The 15,489-nt window shown below is 36.6% G+C and carries 15 protein-coding genes and 1 pseudogene; 12 read left to right on the top strand and 4 right to left on the bottom strand.

Annotated elements, in window-relative coordinates:
• Positions 1 to 18 precede the first annotated feature (18 nt).
• Positions 19 to 1,299: an O-acetylhomoserine aminocarboxypropyltransferase/cysteine synthase family protein gene (locus tag ON15_RS05340; RefSeq protein ID WP_010580452.1), complete on the top strand. Its 1,281-nt coding sequence runs from the start codon at positions 19 to 21 to the stop codon at positions 1,297 to 1,299.
• A 42-nt stretch (positions 1,300 to 1,341) separates the two neighbouring features.
• On the opposite strand, the gene ON15_RS05335 is transcribed toward ON15_RS05340, so the two are convergent.
• Entirely contained in the window at positions 1,342 to 1,803 is a 462-nt protein-coding gene (locus ON15_RS05335; protein ID WP_010580451.1) for a flavodoxin, read from the bottom strand.
• A 143-nt stretch (positions 1,804 to 1,946) separates the two neighbouring features.
• On the opposite strand from ON15_RS05335, the gene map reads away from it, so the two are divergent.
• The 4 genes from map (at position 1,947) to ON15_RS05315 (ending at position 5,304) form a co-directional block, all read left to right on the top strand.
• Positions 1,947 to 2,735 carry a type I methionyl aminopeptidase gene (gene map / locus ON15_RS05330; RefSeq protein ID WP_010580450.1) on the top strand — a complete coding sequence of 263 codons (789 nt, stop codon included), beginning with the start codon at positions 1,947 to 1,949 and terminating at the stop codon, positions 2,733 to 2,735.
• Positions 2,736 to 2,809: 74 nt separating this feature from the next.
• Positions 2,810 to 3,682 (top strand): UTP--glucose-1-phosphate uridylyltransferase GalU, encoded by an 873-nt coding sequence (gene galU / locus ON15_RS05325; protein ID WP_010580449.1) that lies wholly within the window; start codon positions 2,810 to 2,812, stop codon positions 3,680 to 3,682.
• 148 nt (positions 3,683 to 3,830) lie between these two features.
• Complete coding sequence (locus ON15_RS05320) at positions 3,831 to 4,373, top strand: LysM peptidoglycan-binding domain-containing protein (RefSeq protein ID WP_010580448.1); 543 nt, start codon at positions 3,831 to 3,833, stop codon at positions 4,371 to 4,373.
• Positions 4,374 to 4,398: 25 nt separating this feature from the next.
• A complete protein-coding gene (locus ON15_RS05315) occupies positions 4,399 to 5,304 on the top strand; it encodes a YihY/virulence factor BrkB family protein (protein ID WP_010580447.1) in 906 nt (301 codons plus the stop codon).
• 6 nt (positions 5,305 to 5,310) lie between these two features.
• Here the strand turns inward: ON15_RS05315 and ON15_RS05310 are convergent, their stop codons facing one another.
• The gene (locus ON15_RS05310; RefSeq protein WP_010580446.1) at positions 5,311 to 6,096 is read right to left on the bottom strand and encodes a RecX family transcriptional regulator; all 786 of its coding nucleotides are present in this window, start codon (positions 6,094 to 6,096) and stop codon (positions 5,311 to 5,313) included.
• An 85-nt stretch (positions 6,097 to 6,181) separates the two neighbouring features.
• Between ON15_RS05310 and rlmD the strand changes: the two genes are divergently transcribed.
• From rlmD to ON15_RS05275, 7 genes and pseudogenes are all read left to right on the top strand, one after another.
• Positions 6,182 to 7,573: a 23S rRNA (uracil(1939)-C(5))-methyltransferase RlmD gene (gene rlmD, locus ON15_RS05305; protein WP_010580445.1), complete on the top strand. Its 1,392-nt coding sequence runs from the start codon at positions 6,182 to 6,184 to the stop codon at positions 7,571 to 7,573.
• Positions 7,574 to 7,679: 106 nt separating this feature from the next.
• The gene (locus ON15_RS05300; RefSeq protein ID WP_010580444.1) at positions 7,680 to 8,228 is read left to right on the top strand and encodes a DUF402 domain-containing protein; all 549 of its coding nucleotides are present in this window, start codon (positions 7,680 to 7,682) and stop codon (positions 8,226 to 8,228) included.
• Positions 8,229 to 8,307: 79 nt separating this feature from the next.
• Positions 8,308 to 9,429 carry an AI-2E family transporter gene (locus ON15_RS05295; protein ID WP_026049501.1) on the top strand — a complete coding sequence of 374 codons (1,122 nt, stop codon included), beginning with the start codon at positions 8,308 to 8,310 and terminating at the stop codon, positions 9,427 to 9,429.
• Positions 9,430 to 9,508: 79 nt separating this feature from the next.
• The gene (locus tag ON15_RS05290; protein WP_010580442.1) at positions 9,509 to 10,927 is read left to right on the top strand and encodes an ATP-binding cassette domain-containing protein; all 1,419 of its coding nucleotides are present in this window, start codon (positions 9,509 to 9,511) and stop codon (positions 10,925 to 10,927) included.
• 76 nt (positions 10,928 to 11,003) lie between these two features.
• On the top strand, positions 11,004 to 11,261 hold the full coding sequence (locus ON15_RS05285; protein ID WP_010580441.1) for a hypothetical protein: 258 nt from the start codon (positions 11,004 to 11,006) through the stop codon (positions 11,259 to 11,261).
• Positions 11,262 to 11,283: 22 nt separating this feature from the next.
• Positions 11,284 to 12,261 (top strand): hemolysin family protein, encoded by a 978-nt coding sequence (locus tag ON15_RS05280; RefSeq protein WP_010580440.1) that lies wholly within the window; start codon positions 11,284 to 11,286, stop codon positions 12,259 to 12,261.
• Between the two features lie 33 nt (positions 12,262 to 12,294).
• A pseudogene (locus ON15_RS05275) lies at positions 12,295 to 13,871 on the top strand (peptide chain release factor 3).
• Positions 13,872 to 13,976: 105 nt separating this feature from the next.
• Here the strand turns inward: ON15_RS05275 and ON15_RS05270 are convergent.
• On the bottom strand, positions 13,977 to 15,005 hold the full coding sequence (locus ON15_RS05270; protein ID WP_010580438.1) for a MucBP domain-containing protein: 1,029 nt from the start codon (positions 15,003 to 15,005) through the stop codon (positions 13,977 to 13,979).
• Between the two features lie 32 nt (positions 15,006 to 15,037).
• On the bottom strand, positions 15,038 to 15,319 hold the full coding sequence (locus ON15_RS05265; protein WP_010580437.1) for a DUF1827 family protein: 282 nt from the start codon (positions 15,317 to 15,319) through the stop codon (positions 15,038 to 15,040).
• Between the last annotated feature and the right edge of the window lie 170 nt (positions 15,320 to 15,489).

Below are 15,489 nucleotides of genomic sequence, written 5' to 3'. Positions count from 1 at the left end.
TTATAGGAGGAATTATTAATGACAAAGCAAGATTTGCATTTTGAAACATTACAAGTTCATGCTGGACAAACGGTTGACGAAACTGGTGCCAGAGCCGTTCCAATTTATCAGACAACTTCATATGTTTTTAAAGACGCTAAACAGGCAGCTGATCGCTTTAGTCTCAAGGAACCGGGAAATATTTATACTCGTTTAACAAACCCAACGACAGCCGTTGTAGATCAGCGGGTGGCAGCTTTAGAACATGGAAGTAGTGGGGTGACACTCGCTAGTGGTGCTGCTGCGATTGCGGCTGCAATTACCAGCATTGCTAAAGCAGGCGATGAAATCGTCGCTGCCAGTACCTTGTATGGAGGAACTTATAATTTATTTAATGTTACCCTTGCAAAACTTGGAATTAAGACACATTTTGTCAATTCTAATGACCCTAAAAACTTTGCCGATCAAATTAATGAACATACCAAAGCTTTTTACGTTGAAACAATTGGCAATCCTGATATTAATTTAGTAGATTTAGAAAAAATTGCTGTGATTGCACATCAGCATGGCATTCTCCTGATCTCTGATAATACATTTGCATCACCATATCTCTATCGGCCATTAGATCACGGTGCTGACATTGTGATCGAGTCAGCGACCAAATTTATTGGTGGCCATGGAACGACTATGGGTGGGGTGATTGTTGAAAATGGTCAATTCGATTATCGTGCTAGCGGGCGTTATTCAGAGTTTACGATGCCTGATCCTCAATATGATGGCTTAGTTTTTGCTGATTTACAAGGAGCTGCTTTTACTTCCAAAGTTCGCTCAAGTGCTTTACGAGATCTAGGGGCAGCAATTAGTCCATTTAATTCATTTTTATTGCTTCAAGGATTAGAAACGCTCTCACTAAGGGTGCAGCGGCATGTTGCCAATACGCGTAAGATAATTGACTTTTTAAATGATCATCCGAAAGTTGCTTGGATTAAATACCCAGAATTGCCAAACAGTCCATATTATGAACTAGCCAAACGTGATTTTCCGCAAGGTGTGGGTTCTATCTTTACTTTAGGACTTAAAGGTGGTGAAAAAGCGGGTAAGGAATTAATTGAACATTTGCAAATTTTTTCTTTATTGGCAAATGTTGGTGATGCAAAATCGTTGATTATTCATCCGGCTTCAACGACCCATGCGCAATTAAATGCCGCTGAATTAAAGCAAGCAGGGATTACGCCTGATCTGATTCGAGTTTCAATTGGCATTGAGAATGCTGCTGATTTAATTGCAGATTTGCAGCAGGCACTTGCAGCAATTGATTAAGGATTTCAAATAAAAAATTCCAAGGGAAACCTTGGAATTTTTTTAGGCATTTTGTTTTTGATAGGTTGCTAATAATTGATCAGCAAATTTTTCAAGTTTTTGGACATCTTCATCAGAATCTGGGGCTAAGTTAATCTTTACTTTTTCAGCCCCTTGAGTTGCACCGGCTTTTTCAAAAGCGTTAGCAAAATCGTCAACGGCTGTGCAATAGTATTCTCCATAAAATGTATCTCCGGATCCAGCCACGCCATAAATTTTTCCGGCTAGATCCATTTCATTAAGATCATCATAGAAATCCATTCCTTCGTCGGGCAATGCACCTTCATCATAAGTATAAGGAGTTACAATACACAAATCGACATCTTCAAAATCAGCTGCATCACATTGTGAGATTTCATCTGTTTCAACTTCAACCCCCCTTTTTTCAAGTGCTTCAGAAATAATATCAGCAACATCTTCATTGTTTCCAGTGATTGATGCAAAAACAACTTTGGCTTTTACCATAATTTAGCTTCCTTTCTTTGCGTCAGTTAACATTAGTATTATAGCAAATTAAAATCAAGATTTTGCAAAAAAAATCTAAGAGATAGATTTTTCCTAATCCTTTAAGGTATAATAATACTGTATGTTAATTGGAGGCATTATGAATGATTACTTTAAAATCATCGAGAGAAATTCAAGCAATGGCAAAATCAGGGGCAATTTTGGCTGGAATGCATATTGGGCTGAGAGAAGTTATTAAGCCAGGTATTTCAAGCTGGGAAATTGAAACTTTTGCTAAGAAATATTTTAAGGAGCATGATGCAATCGCTGCGCAAATTGGTTTTGAGGGGTATAAATATGCGACCTGCGTCAGCGTTAATGATGAAATCTGTCATGGATTTCCGAGAAAGAATTTAATTTTAAAAGATGGCGATTTGATTAAAGTCGATACAGTCGTTGATTACCATGGTGCGATGAGCGATTCTTGCTGGAGTTATGTGGTTGGTAAGTCAACTCCAGCAATTGATAAACTGATGAAAGTTACCAAAAAAGCGCTCTATTTAGGGATTGATCAAGCTCAGGTCGGTAATCGAATTGGAGATATTGGTGCGGCAATTCAGCATTATACAGAAGATGAGCATGGATATGGCGATGTTCGTGAGTTTATCGGTCACGGTATTGGGCCAACTATGCACGAGAGCCCCAATGTGCCGCATTATGGTCAAGCTGGTCACGGGTTGCGTTTAAGAGCCGGGATGACAATTACGATTGAACCAATGATCAATATGGGAACTTGGAAGGCTGAAATGGACGATCCAAATGGCTGGACAGCGCGGACGGCTGATGGCAGTTTATCTTGTCAGTATGAACATACACTGGCAATTACGAATGATGGTCCTAAAATTTTAACGTCGCAGGATCCAATTTCAGATCAAAAATATTTGTTATCGTGATAAAAATTTTTCAGGAAATCGAATTCATGGTACAATAATTTTGTTAAATCGTTATTGTTTAAAGGAGCTTAAAAATGAGAGTAAGAAAAGCAGTTATTCCAGCTGCTGGATTAGGGACAAGATTTCTTCCAGCAACTAAAGCTTTAGCTAAAGAAATGTTTCCGATTATTGATAAACCAACGATTCAGTTCATTGTTGAAGAAGCAAAAAAGTCTGGAATTGAAGATATTTTAGTTGTGACAGGTAAAGGCAAGCGACCGATTGAAGATCACTTTGATTCAGTTCCTGAATTGGAACAGAATTTAAAAGAAAAAGGCAAGAATGATTTGTTGAAATTAGTTCAACAAACGACTGATATTAATTTGTATTTCATTCGTCAGTCGCATCCTCGTGGCCTTGGTGATGCTGTTTTGATGGCTAAGGATTTTGTGGGCAATGAACCATTTGTGGTTATGCTTGGTGATGATTTGATGCGTGATAAAGTTCCGTTGACTAAACAGTTGATTAATCGTTATGATCAAACTCATGCTTCAACCTTAGCAGTTATGCGAGTACCACATGATCAGGTTTATAAGTATGGGGTAATTGATCCTGGAACTGAGGTTAGCCAAGGACTTTACGACGTTAAGAAGTTCGTTGAGAAGCCGGCAGTTGATAAGGCACCTAGTGACCTGGCAATTATCGGTCGCTACTTGTTAACACCTGAGATTTTTGATATGTTGGAAACACAAAAACCAGGCGCTGGTCATGAGATCCAATTAACTGATGCAATTGATCGTTTGAATAAGATTCAACGAGTTTTTGCTCATGAGTTTAAAGGTGAAAGATTTGATGTGGGCTACAAATTTGGTTTCTTAAAGACTTCGATTCAATTTGGTTTGGATCATCCAGAAGTCAAAGATGATTTAAAAAATTATATTAAGGAACTAGCTAAAACATTGAAATAATAGCTGATTTCACGTGGCTGTGGCTTGAAGAAAACTTGCCATGGCTTTTTTTTAGGCAATTAAATGAAAAATTAAACATAGCTTGAATTTATCTTTAGCTTATCAGATAATTATGATATAAATTTAAGTAAATTCTGGAGGTTTAAAAATGTCACGGAGAAAAAAGAACGGCATTTTAAAAAAAACAATTACCTGGATGGTTGGAATATTTATCATTAGTTTCCTAATTATTTTGGGACTAAAAAGTAGTACTGTTCAAAGTCGAATTCATAGTTTTTTTGGTGATAATCGATCAGCGCAAAAAAGCGAATATCAACGTCAGCGTAAGTTAGCCCAGCAAAAATATGGTTCAGCAACGGATACGGAGAAAAAAACAGTTTCCAGTTCAAGCTCGAAACATGCTGGTAGTAAAACAACGACTTCATCAGTTGATAATTCGGTTGCTGGTTCAACGAAAGATAGCAAAAGATCAAGTGACAGTTATTATAGCAGTACAAGCAGCTCAAATGGCTCGACATCGTCGTATCGCAGAGTTGTAGTTGAATCGGGAGATACGCTTTCGAGCCTTGCTAGTCGATATGGAACAACGACTTCAGCAATTATTAGAGCAAATGATTTGTCAAGTAATTCAATTTCAGCTGGAACAACTTTAAAGATTCCATCATCTTCGACGAGTTCAAGCAGCAGATAAATTGAATTTTAGTTAGTCTATTTAAATGGAGGCTCAGAACCTGAAAAAAAATAAATTTGCTTTTGTCAAACGGTTAGTAGCTAAAATTTTAAAAAAAGTAGCAGCAATTAATATTAATAATGCCGCTATCGTAATTGCTTATTATGCTTTACTGGCAATCGTTCCAATGATTATTTTAATTGGTAATTTACTTCCTTTGATCAATTTGAAAGCATCAACTATTTTAACCTATTTGGAAACAGCTGTTCCTAAAACTGTTTATCAGACGCTTAAACCGATTATCTTGTCTTTTCTTGATCATGGGAATGGAGGACTAATTTCAATCAGTGCGCTAGTTGCATTATGGGCGGTTAGTCGCGGTATTAATTCACTCAAATTAGCTTTTAATACAGCTTATGGGGTCGAAAATGTGCAAAATATTTTTGTTACGAGAATGATTTCGATTTTAGTTACTTTTTTGTTTATTGTTATGCTGGCAATCATCATTATGGTATTCAGTTTTGGACAATCAGTTTTAGATTATTTAACACCGATATTAAACTTGTCTCGTGATTTAAATGGAATTTTTGGAAAAGTTAAATGGCCAATTACTTTGGCCTTTTTGGTTCTGATTTTAGGAGCAATGTATTATTTTTTACCAAATGCTAAAGTCCATTTTTGGTTAATCCTTCCGGGAACACTGATTACTTCGGCCAGCTGGCTTTTATTAGCTCAAGGATTTTCATTTTATGTGCGCTATTTTACTAAATCAGTCCTTGGTTACGGGACGTTGGGAACTTTCATCGTTTTATTATTTTGGTTAAACTATTCCGCCTGGGTCGTTATGTTAGGTGCGGTTTTAAATGCTGCACTTGAAGAAACAATTTACCATCAAATCAGACCGCGAAAGGATCGAATTAATCGTTATTTATTGCACAGAATTCGAAAATAATTAAGCTCATTCTTTAAGTTCGTTAAGAGCTTGTTGAACATCCGCAAAGGCAAATCCTTTGCGGATCATTGCTTGGAGACATTTCTGGCGACGTTTACTAAGCGGTAGCTGCGAGTAACGTTTTGAAAGTTTATCAAGTTGTTGTGTTAAAATTGCTTGCTCAGTTTGTTCATCGGTTGCCGGGATTGTGTTAAGAATTTCATCGATTGCATTGCCCGAGAAGCCCTTGGTTAGTAAACGCTGCTTAACTTTATTTAAGCGTTGTTTAAAGGAGTCACGATGATAATGCTGAAAATACTTCATCACAAGTTTGCTGAGACGTTGTTTGTCTAATTGAAAATCATAAGTGGCAAAGGCCTGCGCAATTAGCTCTGGGGAGATTTTTCTTTGCTGGAGCTTTTTTTTAATTACCAGTGGTCCCTTGTCAGAGGTTTGCTGCATCGTTTTGAGATAATTATTGGCTAGCTGCAAATCATTCAGAAGATTTATTGCCTGCAACTTTTGAACAGCTTCGGTAGCGACCTGTTCGCTGAATCCCTTCTTTTGTAAATATTGCTTGATTTCAAAGCAACTGCGCATTTGAAATGAAAGATAGTTTAAAGCAGAATTTTTGGCTTGCGCAAGCTCTTCACTAACAACTAACTGAGTTAATTCTTTATCAGTGATATTTTTACCTTTGTATAATTGGTGAGCGATCAAAGTATCTTCACTGATTCCCATCACGAACTTTTGATCAACAAAAAGATTAAAACGATTTTTTTGCTTTTGCGTTTGAATGTTGGTAATAATCAACTACAGCACCTCCAGTGATTTATTTGTCTGTGATTTTTATTATAACGCAATCATTATGAAATGAAATTATTGAGGAGTATCGAACATGATTAAAAATCAGCCGCAACATTTAGTTAAATTAACAGTTGGTCAGCGGATTCCTTTGACAATCAAACGTTTGGGAATCAATGGTGAGGGAATTGGATATTACAAACATAAAATTGTTTTTGTAACTGGTGCATTGCCAGGCGAAGTGGTAGTAGCTGAAATAACCCAAATTGCCAAGCGCTTTGCGAGTGCAAAAATTCATCGAATTCGCCAAAAGAGCCCTGATCGTGTCACTAAAAGAGATCAATATGATGTTGGTGGGATCGAATTAGAGCATTTGGCTTATCCTAAGCAATTAGAGTTTAAACGAGATATTGTTAAGCAAGCTTTGAAAAAGTATCGTCCAACGGGTTATAAAAGTTATCAACTTAGGCCAATGCTGGGAATGAGTGAACCTTATTATTATCGAAACAAGGCTCAATTTCAAGTCAGAAAAGTCAACGACCGGGTCATAGCCGGTCTTTATCGACGTGGAAGCCATCAGTTAGTTGATTTGCCAACATTTAGTACTCAGCGTCCGGCAACCATGAAAGTTATGCGCCAATTATGCCGGATAATTGAAGAGTTACAGCTGCCAGTTTATGATGAAAAACAAGCTGCTGGAATCATTAAAACTTTGATTGTTCGTGAATCAATGGCGACTGGTCAAGTCCAGGTGACGATTGTGACTAATTCTGAAAAGTTTATTCAGCAGCGGTCATTTGTTGAACGTGTTATTCATGATTTGCCGGAAGTAGTTTCATTAATGCAAAATTATAATCCAGGCAAGACGTCGCTGATTTGGGGAAAAAAGACAAAACGATTATACGGTCAGCAGCAGATAACCGAAAAAATTGCTGATAAAAAATACCAACTTTCAGCCCAAGCTTTTTTCCAATTGAATTCGGCTCAAACGCTGAAACTGTATCAAGCAATTGCTGATGCGCTTAACTTAACGGGGAAAGAAAACCTGATCGATGCTTATTGTGGAGCTGGAACAATTGGAATTTATTTAGCTGATCAGGTAGCGCAAGTTAGAGGGATGGATATTATTCCGGCAGCAATTGCTGATGCCAGACAAAATGCTAAATTGAATCATTGTTTCAATACACATTATGAGTGCGGCAAAGCAGAACAAATCATTCCGCACTGGCAAAAAATGGGATTTGCTGCTGATGCTATTGTTGTTGACCCACCGCGTACAGGGCTTGATCGAAAGTTAATTTCTAGTATCATCCAGTCAAAAATTAAAAAGCTAGTTTACGTTTCTTGCAATCCTTCAACTTTAGCACGTGATTTAGTTTGGCTGGCAAGGAAGTATCGAATTGCTTATTTACTGCCAATTGATATGTTTCCACAGACTGCTCGAATTGAAGTATTGGTTAAGTTAAGCTTACGAACTGATGATTAAGTTGATTAATTCAAAAAATTCGTGGGCTTTAGGGGATTAATTTGCTATAATAAAAATGATATCGGTGTAAGTTACACCTGTCTTGTTTAGAAAGCAGGTTTTTTCCATGCGTCAGTCTAAAGAACCAAGAGAAGGTGATTTTATCACCATCAAAAGTTATAAACATGATGGAAGTTTACACCGAACCTGGCGTGATACAATGGTGTTAAAGACAAGTGAAAATTCTTTGATCGGTTGCAATGATCATACGCTCGTTACAGAAGATGATGGTCGACGATGGGTAACGCGTGAACCGGCTCTAGTTTATTTTCATAAACACTATTGGTTTAATATTGTAACGATGATCCGTGATAATGGGATTTCATACTATTGCAACTTAGCTTCACCAGCAATTTTGGATCGCGAGGCATTAAAGTATATTGATTATGATCTAGATGTTAAAGTTTATCCAAATGGTGAAAAGAAGCTTTTAGATGTTGATGAATATAAATCACACAGTGCCCAGTGGCATTATTCAAGCGACATTGATCGGATTCTAAAGCATAATGTCTTGATTCTCGTCGATTGGATTGAAAATGGTAAAGGACCTTTTTCAAAAAAATACGTAGATATTTGGTATAGTCGTTACCTTGAATTATCACGCCGAGTACAGTAACAAAGTCGATGTTTATAACCAAATTGGGGCTGCAGCAATTATTTTGCTGACAGCCTCTTGTTTTCAAAGGATGATTGAAATGTTTGAAAAAATTTCTAAGAATAAAATTATGTGGTTGACAATCGAATGCTTACTAGTGGCAACGCTGATTTGGGTTTGCTCGCAGATCGGTTTTATCTTCACTCCATTAGGTACTTTTATTTCCACGCTTTTTGCACCGGTTTTAATTGCTGGCTTTTTATTTTATCTATTTGATCCAGTTGTTAGATTGCTGATGAGAATTAAAGTGCGAGGAAAAAATTTATCACGAACTTGGTCAATTGCGGTTGTTTTTTTAATTTTGACAGCCTTGGTAGCAATTGCAGGGGCAATTATTATTCCTTTATTAGTTTCTCAAATTGGGGCATTGATCGTGCAAATGCCTGACTATTTAAAAACCTTGCAGCATTTGGGGAATCATTACTATCGGCGCGTAGATCAATTGAGTTGGTTCAAACAATTGAAAGTTGATCAATATTTAACAGAGCTGCAAACCAATTTTTTAGCTTGGTTAAAAAAGATGGCGGGTAATTTAACAATGAGTCTTGGTTCATTTATCAGTACAATCACAAGTATTACAATTACAATTGTTACAGTTCCGTTCATTTTATTTTACATGTTAAAGGATGGTAAGCATCTTGTTCCAAATATTCAAAAGATTTTTCCATCCAAACATGAAGACCAAGTTGCAGATCTATTTAACAAAATGAGTCAGACTTTATCAAAGTATATTGCTGGGCAGGCGATCGAATGCCTTTTTGTTGCAACTTTTATTTCATTAGGCTACTGGATCATTGGAATGCCATATGCTTTTCTATTAGGGGTTTTTGCTGGGATGACCAATATTATTCCTTATTTGGGGCCGTATATTGGAATTTTTCCGGCATTGATCTTGGGGGCAACTATCTCAACTAAAATGGCGATTTTAGTAATTGTAGTTTGCATTGTTGTTCAACAGATTGATGGGAATTTGATTTATCCAAATGTAATTGGTAAAACTTTGAAGATTCATCCTTTAACGATTATTTTACTGTTATTGGTAGCTGGAAATCTTGCGGGTTTATTAGGCATGATCTTAGCGGTGCCTGTTTATGCGGTTTTAAAGGTGGTACTTAAGTATATTTATGATATTTATCAACTGCAGCATGAGAAAAACAGTTAATGTCTTGTTAGTCTAGCAGATTAGGCCTTAGTTTTAGTAATTAGGTACTCGAAAGTTTTTGATAGATAGGTGTTAATATATGGAAAAAATTGAGATTAAATATATAACTAAAGAATTATCTCTGGTTAAAGAAAAAAAAGAACCAAGCTCTCAAAACGGTTCGCTCGAAAAGCCGGACTCATTTTGGCCCTTACGTGGGATCTCATTGTCACTAATCCCAGGTGAGGCAGTTGGACTGATCGGAATCAATGGTGCGGGAAAAAGTATGTTAATGCAGATTTTGGCAGGTCGACTTAAGCAAACAACTGGTTTCAGAACAATCGATGGGAATGTTAACTATGCTAGCAGTTGCAAAGGACTTGATGAAAAAGCGACTGGTCTGGAAAATATCCAACGCTTGCTTGAAAAAAGGGAGACAGATGAATTTAAAGTTAGTCATTTGGTCAATGGTGTTACTGATTTCTGTGAATTAGGAGAATGGCTTCGTCGACCGGTTGCAGAATACTCAAGCGGTCTCTACGCTCGTTTATCATTAGCCATTGCACTTTTTGCCAATCCCCAGTTAGTTTTAATTGATAGTGTTTTAAATGTACTTGATATTCCTTTTAGTCAACGCGTAAATCGTAAAATCCAAGCTTTGAAGGATAGCGGAGTGGCTTTTGTAATTGCTGATACTAATTTAGTTAATATTGAACGTTTTTGCGAAAGGACGCTTTGGTTACAGTTCGGTCACGTCCAGGCTTTGGGACCAACTGCTGATGTAATGTTACAATTTGAATATTTTCAAGATTGGATCAGGAAACTGACTTTGCCAGAAAAAAATCAATATTTAGCTGACCGCCAGGCAGAACAATTACGGTTTGATGTCAAAAAAGTCTATGAAGAGTTTAAAGTCGAGCAATTTAAAAATGGTTTCACGCGCAAAGACGAGCCCAAAATGCGCCGTGCCTTTTTTAAGGATCGAGGAGCTGATCCACTTGCTGTTCCTCATCAGCAGGTTAGTAAGCCGCAGCCAAAGCAAAGTGCTTTTCAGAGAAAAGGCTGGTTAAAGCTCTTATTAGCTTTGGTTTGTTTAATTGTGATTGGCTTTGGTGGCTACTTAATAATTTCAGGTGAATCGCTCACCACCTTATTGCCATCCTTTAAAACAACTTCAACGACCAAGCATTTGACCACTTCGACCAAAAATAAGAAGGGGAAAAATCATCATTCAAGTCAAGCAAAGAAAGTAACTAGTCAAGCTAAAAATAGTTCTTCACTAAGTTCAAACAGTTCGCAGTCAAGCTCAGTTTCATCTGCTAGCTCGTCATCATCCTCATCATCCTCATCGGCTTCTTCGTCTTCAATTGCAACGCAGACGATCAATGTCAATTCAGGTGATACTTTAGAAGGACTGGCACAAAAATATGCAACAACAGTTGATATAATTAAACAGTTAAATAATATTTCTTCGGAAAGTGATCTAAAAGCTGGTTCGATAATCAAGGTTCCCAAATAATTAGTGAGGTGTGTCTAAAGTTATTTAAGCGTATCAGGTTTGCATTGATAAATTTAAATATTGGAGTTGAAGTTTAATGAATCCAGATCCTGCTTCAGCTGTTTTAGTGTTATTAAGTCTTTGCTTACTAACTAATGCAGCAATTTGTAGCGGAATGACAGTAGCTGTTAATTTACTGGACCGACCAGTTAGCTTACTTAAAAAAGCTCAACTTGATCAGGTTAACTTTACTGAACGATCAACTGATTTGCGGATTATAGCAACTTGGAATTTCACGGTTGGTCTGATAATTTTGGGAATAATTTTTAATAATCATATTTTTTTGGCAAAATAATTGGTGGTGGTTTTTGCTACTGGTGGGCTTTTTGCTAGCAATTCTGAATGAGATCATTCAGCAATTAGTTAAAAATGATCCTCAAAAATTTTTGACTTATTGCGGTAAATGGACGAAACTTAGTTTAAAATTTTCTGGACCGATAATTTGGTTGACCAAAAAGATATCCAAGATATTTTTGAGAAAAAGTTTAAAATCAATACCAGAAGAAGGGCAAAATAAAACATCGGCGGTTTTTTTAAAAGAAATCATTGACCAACAAGGTAAATTTAATGAGGGTACTTTTCAAATGCTAAAGGGTGTAGTTTCACTTCAGCAGAAAATTGTGCGAGAAGTGATGGTTGCCAGAACAGATGCCTTTATGATCGATATAAAAAATGACAATGATCGAAATATTGATGCCATTGTACAATTGCCATATTCCCGAGTTCCAGTTTTTAGTGAGAGTAAAGACAATATTGTGGGAATTGTTCATATTAAAAATCTTCTTTATGCAGCCCGGGAAGAGGGCTTTGAACATATTAAAATTAGACGGGTAATGCAACCAGCTTTATTTATTCCAGAAACCTTACCGGTTGATAAGGCTCTGATCAAGCTTAAAAAGACACGTAATCAAATGGCAATTTTGTTCGACGAATACGGCGGAGTAGTTGGTTTGGTTACTTTGGAGGATTTGATTGAAGAAATTGTTGGTGAAATCAGTGATGAATCTGATCAGCCTAAGCCTAAGTACCAACAAATTTCTAATTATGAGTTTTTGGTAGAAGGACGGTTGCCGTTGGATGAATTTAATGCAAAGTTTAAAACTAACTTACAAAAAGATGATATAGATACAATTGCCGGGTATTTAATAGCTTGCTATGGAGAGATCCCAGCAGATGATTCACATGTCGAAGTTAAAATGACTAATATGAAGCTGGTTACTGAGCAGGTTAGCGAAGGAAGAATTTTAAAAATAAGAGTGATTTTACCTCCCAAGAATAAACTTAACCTGAAGTAAAAATTTAAATTATTTGAAAGTGAGAGATGATTGATGAGCGACATAGATTTGGCCAAAGAAGTTAATAAACGAAGAACTTTTGCAATTATTTCCCATCCAGATGCAGGGAAAACGACAATTACGGAACAATTGCTTTTATTTGGTGGCGTCGTCCGCAAAGCAGGAACAGTCAAGGCAAAAAAATCTGGCAGTTTTGCTAAATCAGATTGGATGGAAATTGAGAAAAAACGTGGAATTTCGGTCACTAGTTCGGTGATGCAATTTAATTATCAAGGCAAACGGATCAATATTTTGGATACTCCAGGACATGAAGATTTTTCGGAAGATACTTACCGAACACTGATGGCAGTCGACTCAGCGGTAATGGTAATTGATTCAGCAAAAGGAATTGAGCCGCAAACTAAAAAATTATTTCAGGTTTGTCGTATGCGGGGAATCCCAATCTTTACCTTTATGAATAAGTTAGATCGTGATGGACGATCACCATTAGATTTGATTAATGAATTAGAAGAGGTTTTGAAGATTGATGCTTATGCAATGAATTGGCCAATTGGCATGGGCAAAGGATTAAAAGGAATCTATGACCTTTATAATCAGCGCATCGAATTATACCGGAAAGAAGATCATGAGGAAACTTTCCTAAAATTAGATCAGACTGGCAAGCTGGCCGAAGATCATCCGTTAAAAGAAGAGAGCATTTATCGTCAGGTATTAGAGGAAATTGAGTTGTTGAAGCTGGCTGGCAATCAGTTGGATCCCCAAAGAGTTGCCGCTGGCGAAATGACGCCAGTTTTCTTTGGCTCAGCCTTAACTAATTTTGGTGTCAAGACTTTTCTAGATGCCTATCTTCAGTTTGCCCCAGCTCCCGGCAGCCATCAATTAGTTGATGGTCAATCTATCTCGGCAGTTAATCCAGAATTTTCGGGATTTATTTTTAAAATTCAAGCCAACATGAATCCTAATCATCGTGATCGAATTGCATTTGTTAGAATTTGTTCTGGTAAATTTGAACGTGGCATGGATGTTTATCTAAAACGAACAGGTAAAAAAATCAGGCTAGCAAATTCAACGCAATTTATGGCTGATACGCGTGAAACTGTTGAAAAAGCAGTTGCAGGGGACATTATTGGCCTATATGATACGGGAAATTTTCAAATTGGTGATACGATTTATACTGGCAAGCAGGCCTTACAGTTCGAAAAATTGCCGCAGTTTACACCTGAACTTTTTGTCAAGGTTTCGGCAAAGAATGTTATGAAGCAAAAATCTTTTCACAAGGGGATTAAACAATTAGTTCAAGAAGGCGCGGTCCAGTTGTATCAAAGCTATTCCACAGGAGATTATATTTTAGGGGCAGTTGGACAACTTCAGTTTGAAGTTTTTCAATTTCGAATGAAAAATGAATACCATTCTGATGTGATTATGACATCAATGGGACATAAAATTGCCCGTTGGATAAACCCTGAGCAACTTGATGAAAAAATGTCATCTTCACGGAATCTTTTAGTTAAGGACCGCCAAGGCCTACCGTTATTTTATTTGAAAATGAGTTTTCTGAGCGCTGGTTTAAGGATAAGTATCCACACGTTGCGTTAACTGCCAAATTATAAAAAAAGCTGGAAAATTCCAGCTTTTTTATTTCAACCATCTTAATAATGTTTTATTAGCAGTTCTATTGCACTTCGAAATTAATTACTCATTGAGAGCTTGGCTAGTTAGCTTAAATAATATCCGGGAATCCAACCATAACCAATAAGCTTATACCAATCGGTTTTATCAACCAATATTTTTGCAGAAACAATAACTTGCTGACCATCTTTGAGCCGACCAATTAAGTTGCCATTAGGAATATCGAAAAAACTCACCTTTTTATTTGCTACAAAACTAATCCTAGCCGTTTGATTGAGGGCAATTAGCTTAGCTTTTTGAGGCAATTTAATTGTTGAGAGCAGCTCAGTTTCTAAAAACATTTGATCCTTTTGATATTTGACCCAAAATGAGCCTAAATCCAACCAAATTTCATGATTATTTTTAAGTAAACGTTTAAAAACTTTCCAAGTGGTTTTGGGATGAAGATTTAAAAAAGAGTTGTGATCCTCCACGTGTTTAAAAGCAGGTGTAAACTTCTTAATTTTTAAAAAGGCAGTAAATACCTTAACTGACTCCCAATCTTTTTTTTGATAATAAATAGTAGTAAACTGAATGCTTGACGTATAAAATCCCTTTATTTTGCCTGCAACTGAAGCAAGTTTGTAGCCGTTGAATTCAGGAGGATAAATTTGAAAAGCTTCACCTATTTTTCCCCGTAGGAATAACGGCTTATGCAGTTGAGAGCTTTTTTCAAAGTCAATAAAGTTGACAAAAATTGGTGCACCGTCTTGTTTTCGATAGATGAAAACGGTAATAGCATATTGTGAGAAAAAAGTCCGACTAAAGCCGTGAATGTTAATTAAATCATAATTTGGTAAAGGTCGTAGTTTGAAATTGATCATTTCTCCAAGCTTGCCACTGATCAGTTGTGGGCGAGCAATTTCTCTTTGGTGATCATCCTGATAAATAACTAAAACCAAAGCATCTTGAGTGCTATGCTGAACTTGCAAGTCAGCAACTGCTTCCTTTTGAGGAGTTAGATCGTGATGAGTTGTTAAAAAAGTATCTGAGTTTGAAAATCTTTCTTTATTTTGAAATTGATCATTTTGATCTCTAAAGGAAAAGATTTTCTGCAGAAAATCTTTAAAAGACAATTAACATCACCACTTTAAAAAATTGACTGGAATTACTGATTAGCTGGTAGTAGAATGTCCACCAGTGTCTTTGTACGAGTAATTTGAACATCTTTTTGCGTCAAATTTACCAATTTCTTTAAAACAAAATCAATTTCCTGGTCAGAAACTGGACGCAAACGATTTGAAACTAGCAATTCATCGGTTTGAGCCTTTCGTTTATAAACAACCCGAGTATTGCCTAAAGTATAAATCTTGATGAAATGTGCCGTGGAAACTTCAAGCTCACGTTTGATTTTACGTGAATAACTATTACTAACATCAACTAAATGCATAATTCTCATCCTCCATTCCTTAGTTTCATTATAGCTAAAAATAACAGGTGATTGTACTAAAAAGTTAAGAATATTTGTAATAAATGATATTTTTTTAAAAGTGGAATTTTTGAGAAAGTAATTATCAAGCAGCAAGCCAATACAAACAAAGCTTCAAATTTTAGTTCCTG

The sequence above is a fragment of the Liquorilactobacillus vini DSM 20605 genome (genome assembly GCF_000255495.1).
GTDB lineage: Bacteria > Bacillota > Bacilli > Lactobacillales > Lactobacillaceae > Liquorilactobacillus > Liquorilactobacillus vini.
The sequence above is the reverse complement of the archived record's forward strand: the minus strand, read 5'-3'. Positions and strand labels throughout refer to the sequence as shown.

Excerpts from the sequence above, each read along its gene's own strand:
- ON15_RS05300 (WP_010580444.1), top strand. The coding sequence starts at position 7,680 with ATGCGTCAGTCTAAAGAACCAAGAGAAGGTGATTTTATCACCATCAAA.
- ON15_RS05285 (WP_010580441.1), top strand. The coding sequence starts at position 11,004 with ATGAATCCAGATCCTGCTTCAGCTGTTTTAGTGTTATTAAGTCTTTGC.
- ON15_RS05320 (WP_010580448.1), top strand. The coding sequence starts at position 3,831 with ATGTCACGGAGAAAAAAGAACGGCATTTTAAAAAAAACAATTACCTGG.
- ON15_RS05315 (WP_010580447.1), top strand. The coding sequence starts at position 4,399 with ATGGAGGCTCAGAACCTGAAAAAAAATAAATTTGCTTTTGTCAAACGG.
- ON15_RS05290 (WP_010580442.1), top strand. The coding sequence starts at position 9,509 with ATGGAAAAAATTGAGATTAAATATATAACTAAAGAATTATCTCTGGTT.
- ON15_RS05340 (WP_010580452.1), top strand. The coding sequence starts at position 19 with ATGACAAAGCAAGATTTGCATTTTGAAACATTACAAGTTCATGCTGGA.
- ON15_RS05265 (WP_010580437.1), bottom strand. The coding sequence starts at position 15,319 with ATGCATTTAGTTGATGTTAGTAATAGTTATTCACGTAAAATCAAACGT.
- galU (WP_010580449.1), top strand. The coding sequence starts at position 2,810 with ATGAGAGTAAGAAAAGCAGTTATTCCAGCTGCTGGATTAGGGACAAGA.
- ON15_RS05295 (WP_026049501.1), top strand. The coding sequence starts at position 8,308 with ATGTTTGAAAAAATTTCTAAGAATAAAATTATGTGGTTGACAATCGAA.
- ON15_RS05335 (WP_010580451.1), bottom strand. The coding sequence starts at position 1,803 with ATGGTAAAAGCCAAAGTTGTTTTTGCATCAATCACTGGAAACAATGAA.
- map (WP_010580450.1), top strand. The coding sequence starts at position 1,947 with ATGATTACTTTAAAATCATCGAGAGAAATTCAAGCAATGGCAAAATCA.
- rlmD (WP_010580445.1), top strand. The coding sequence starts at position 6,182 with ATGATTAAAAATCAGCCGCAACATTTAGTTAAATTAACAGTTGGTCAG.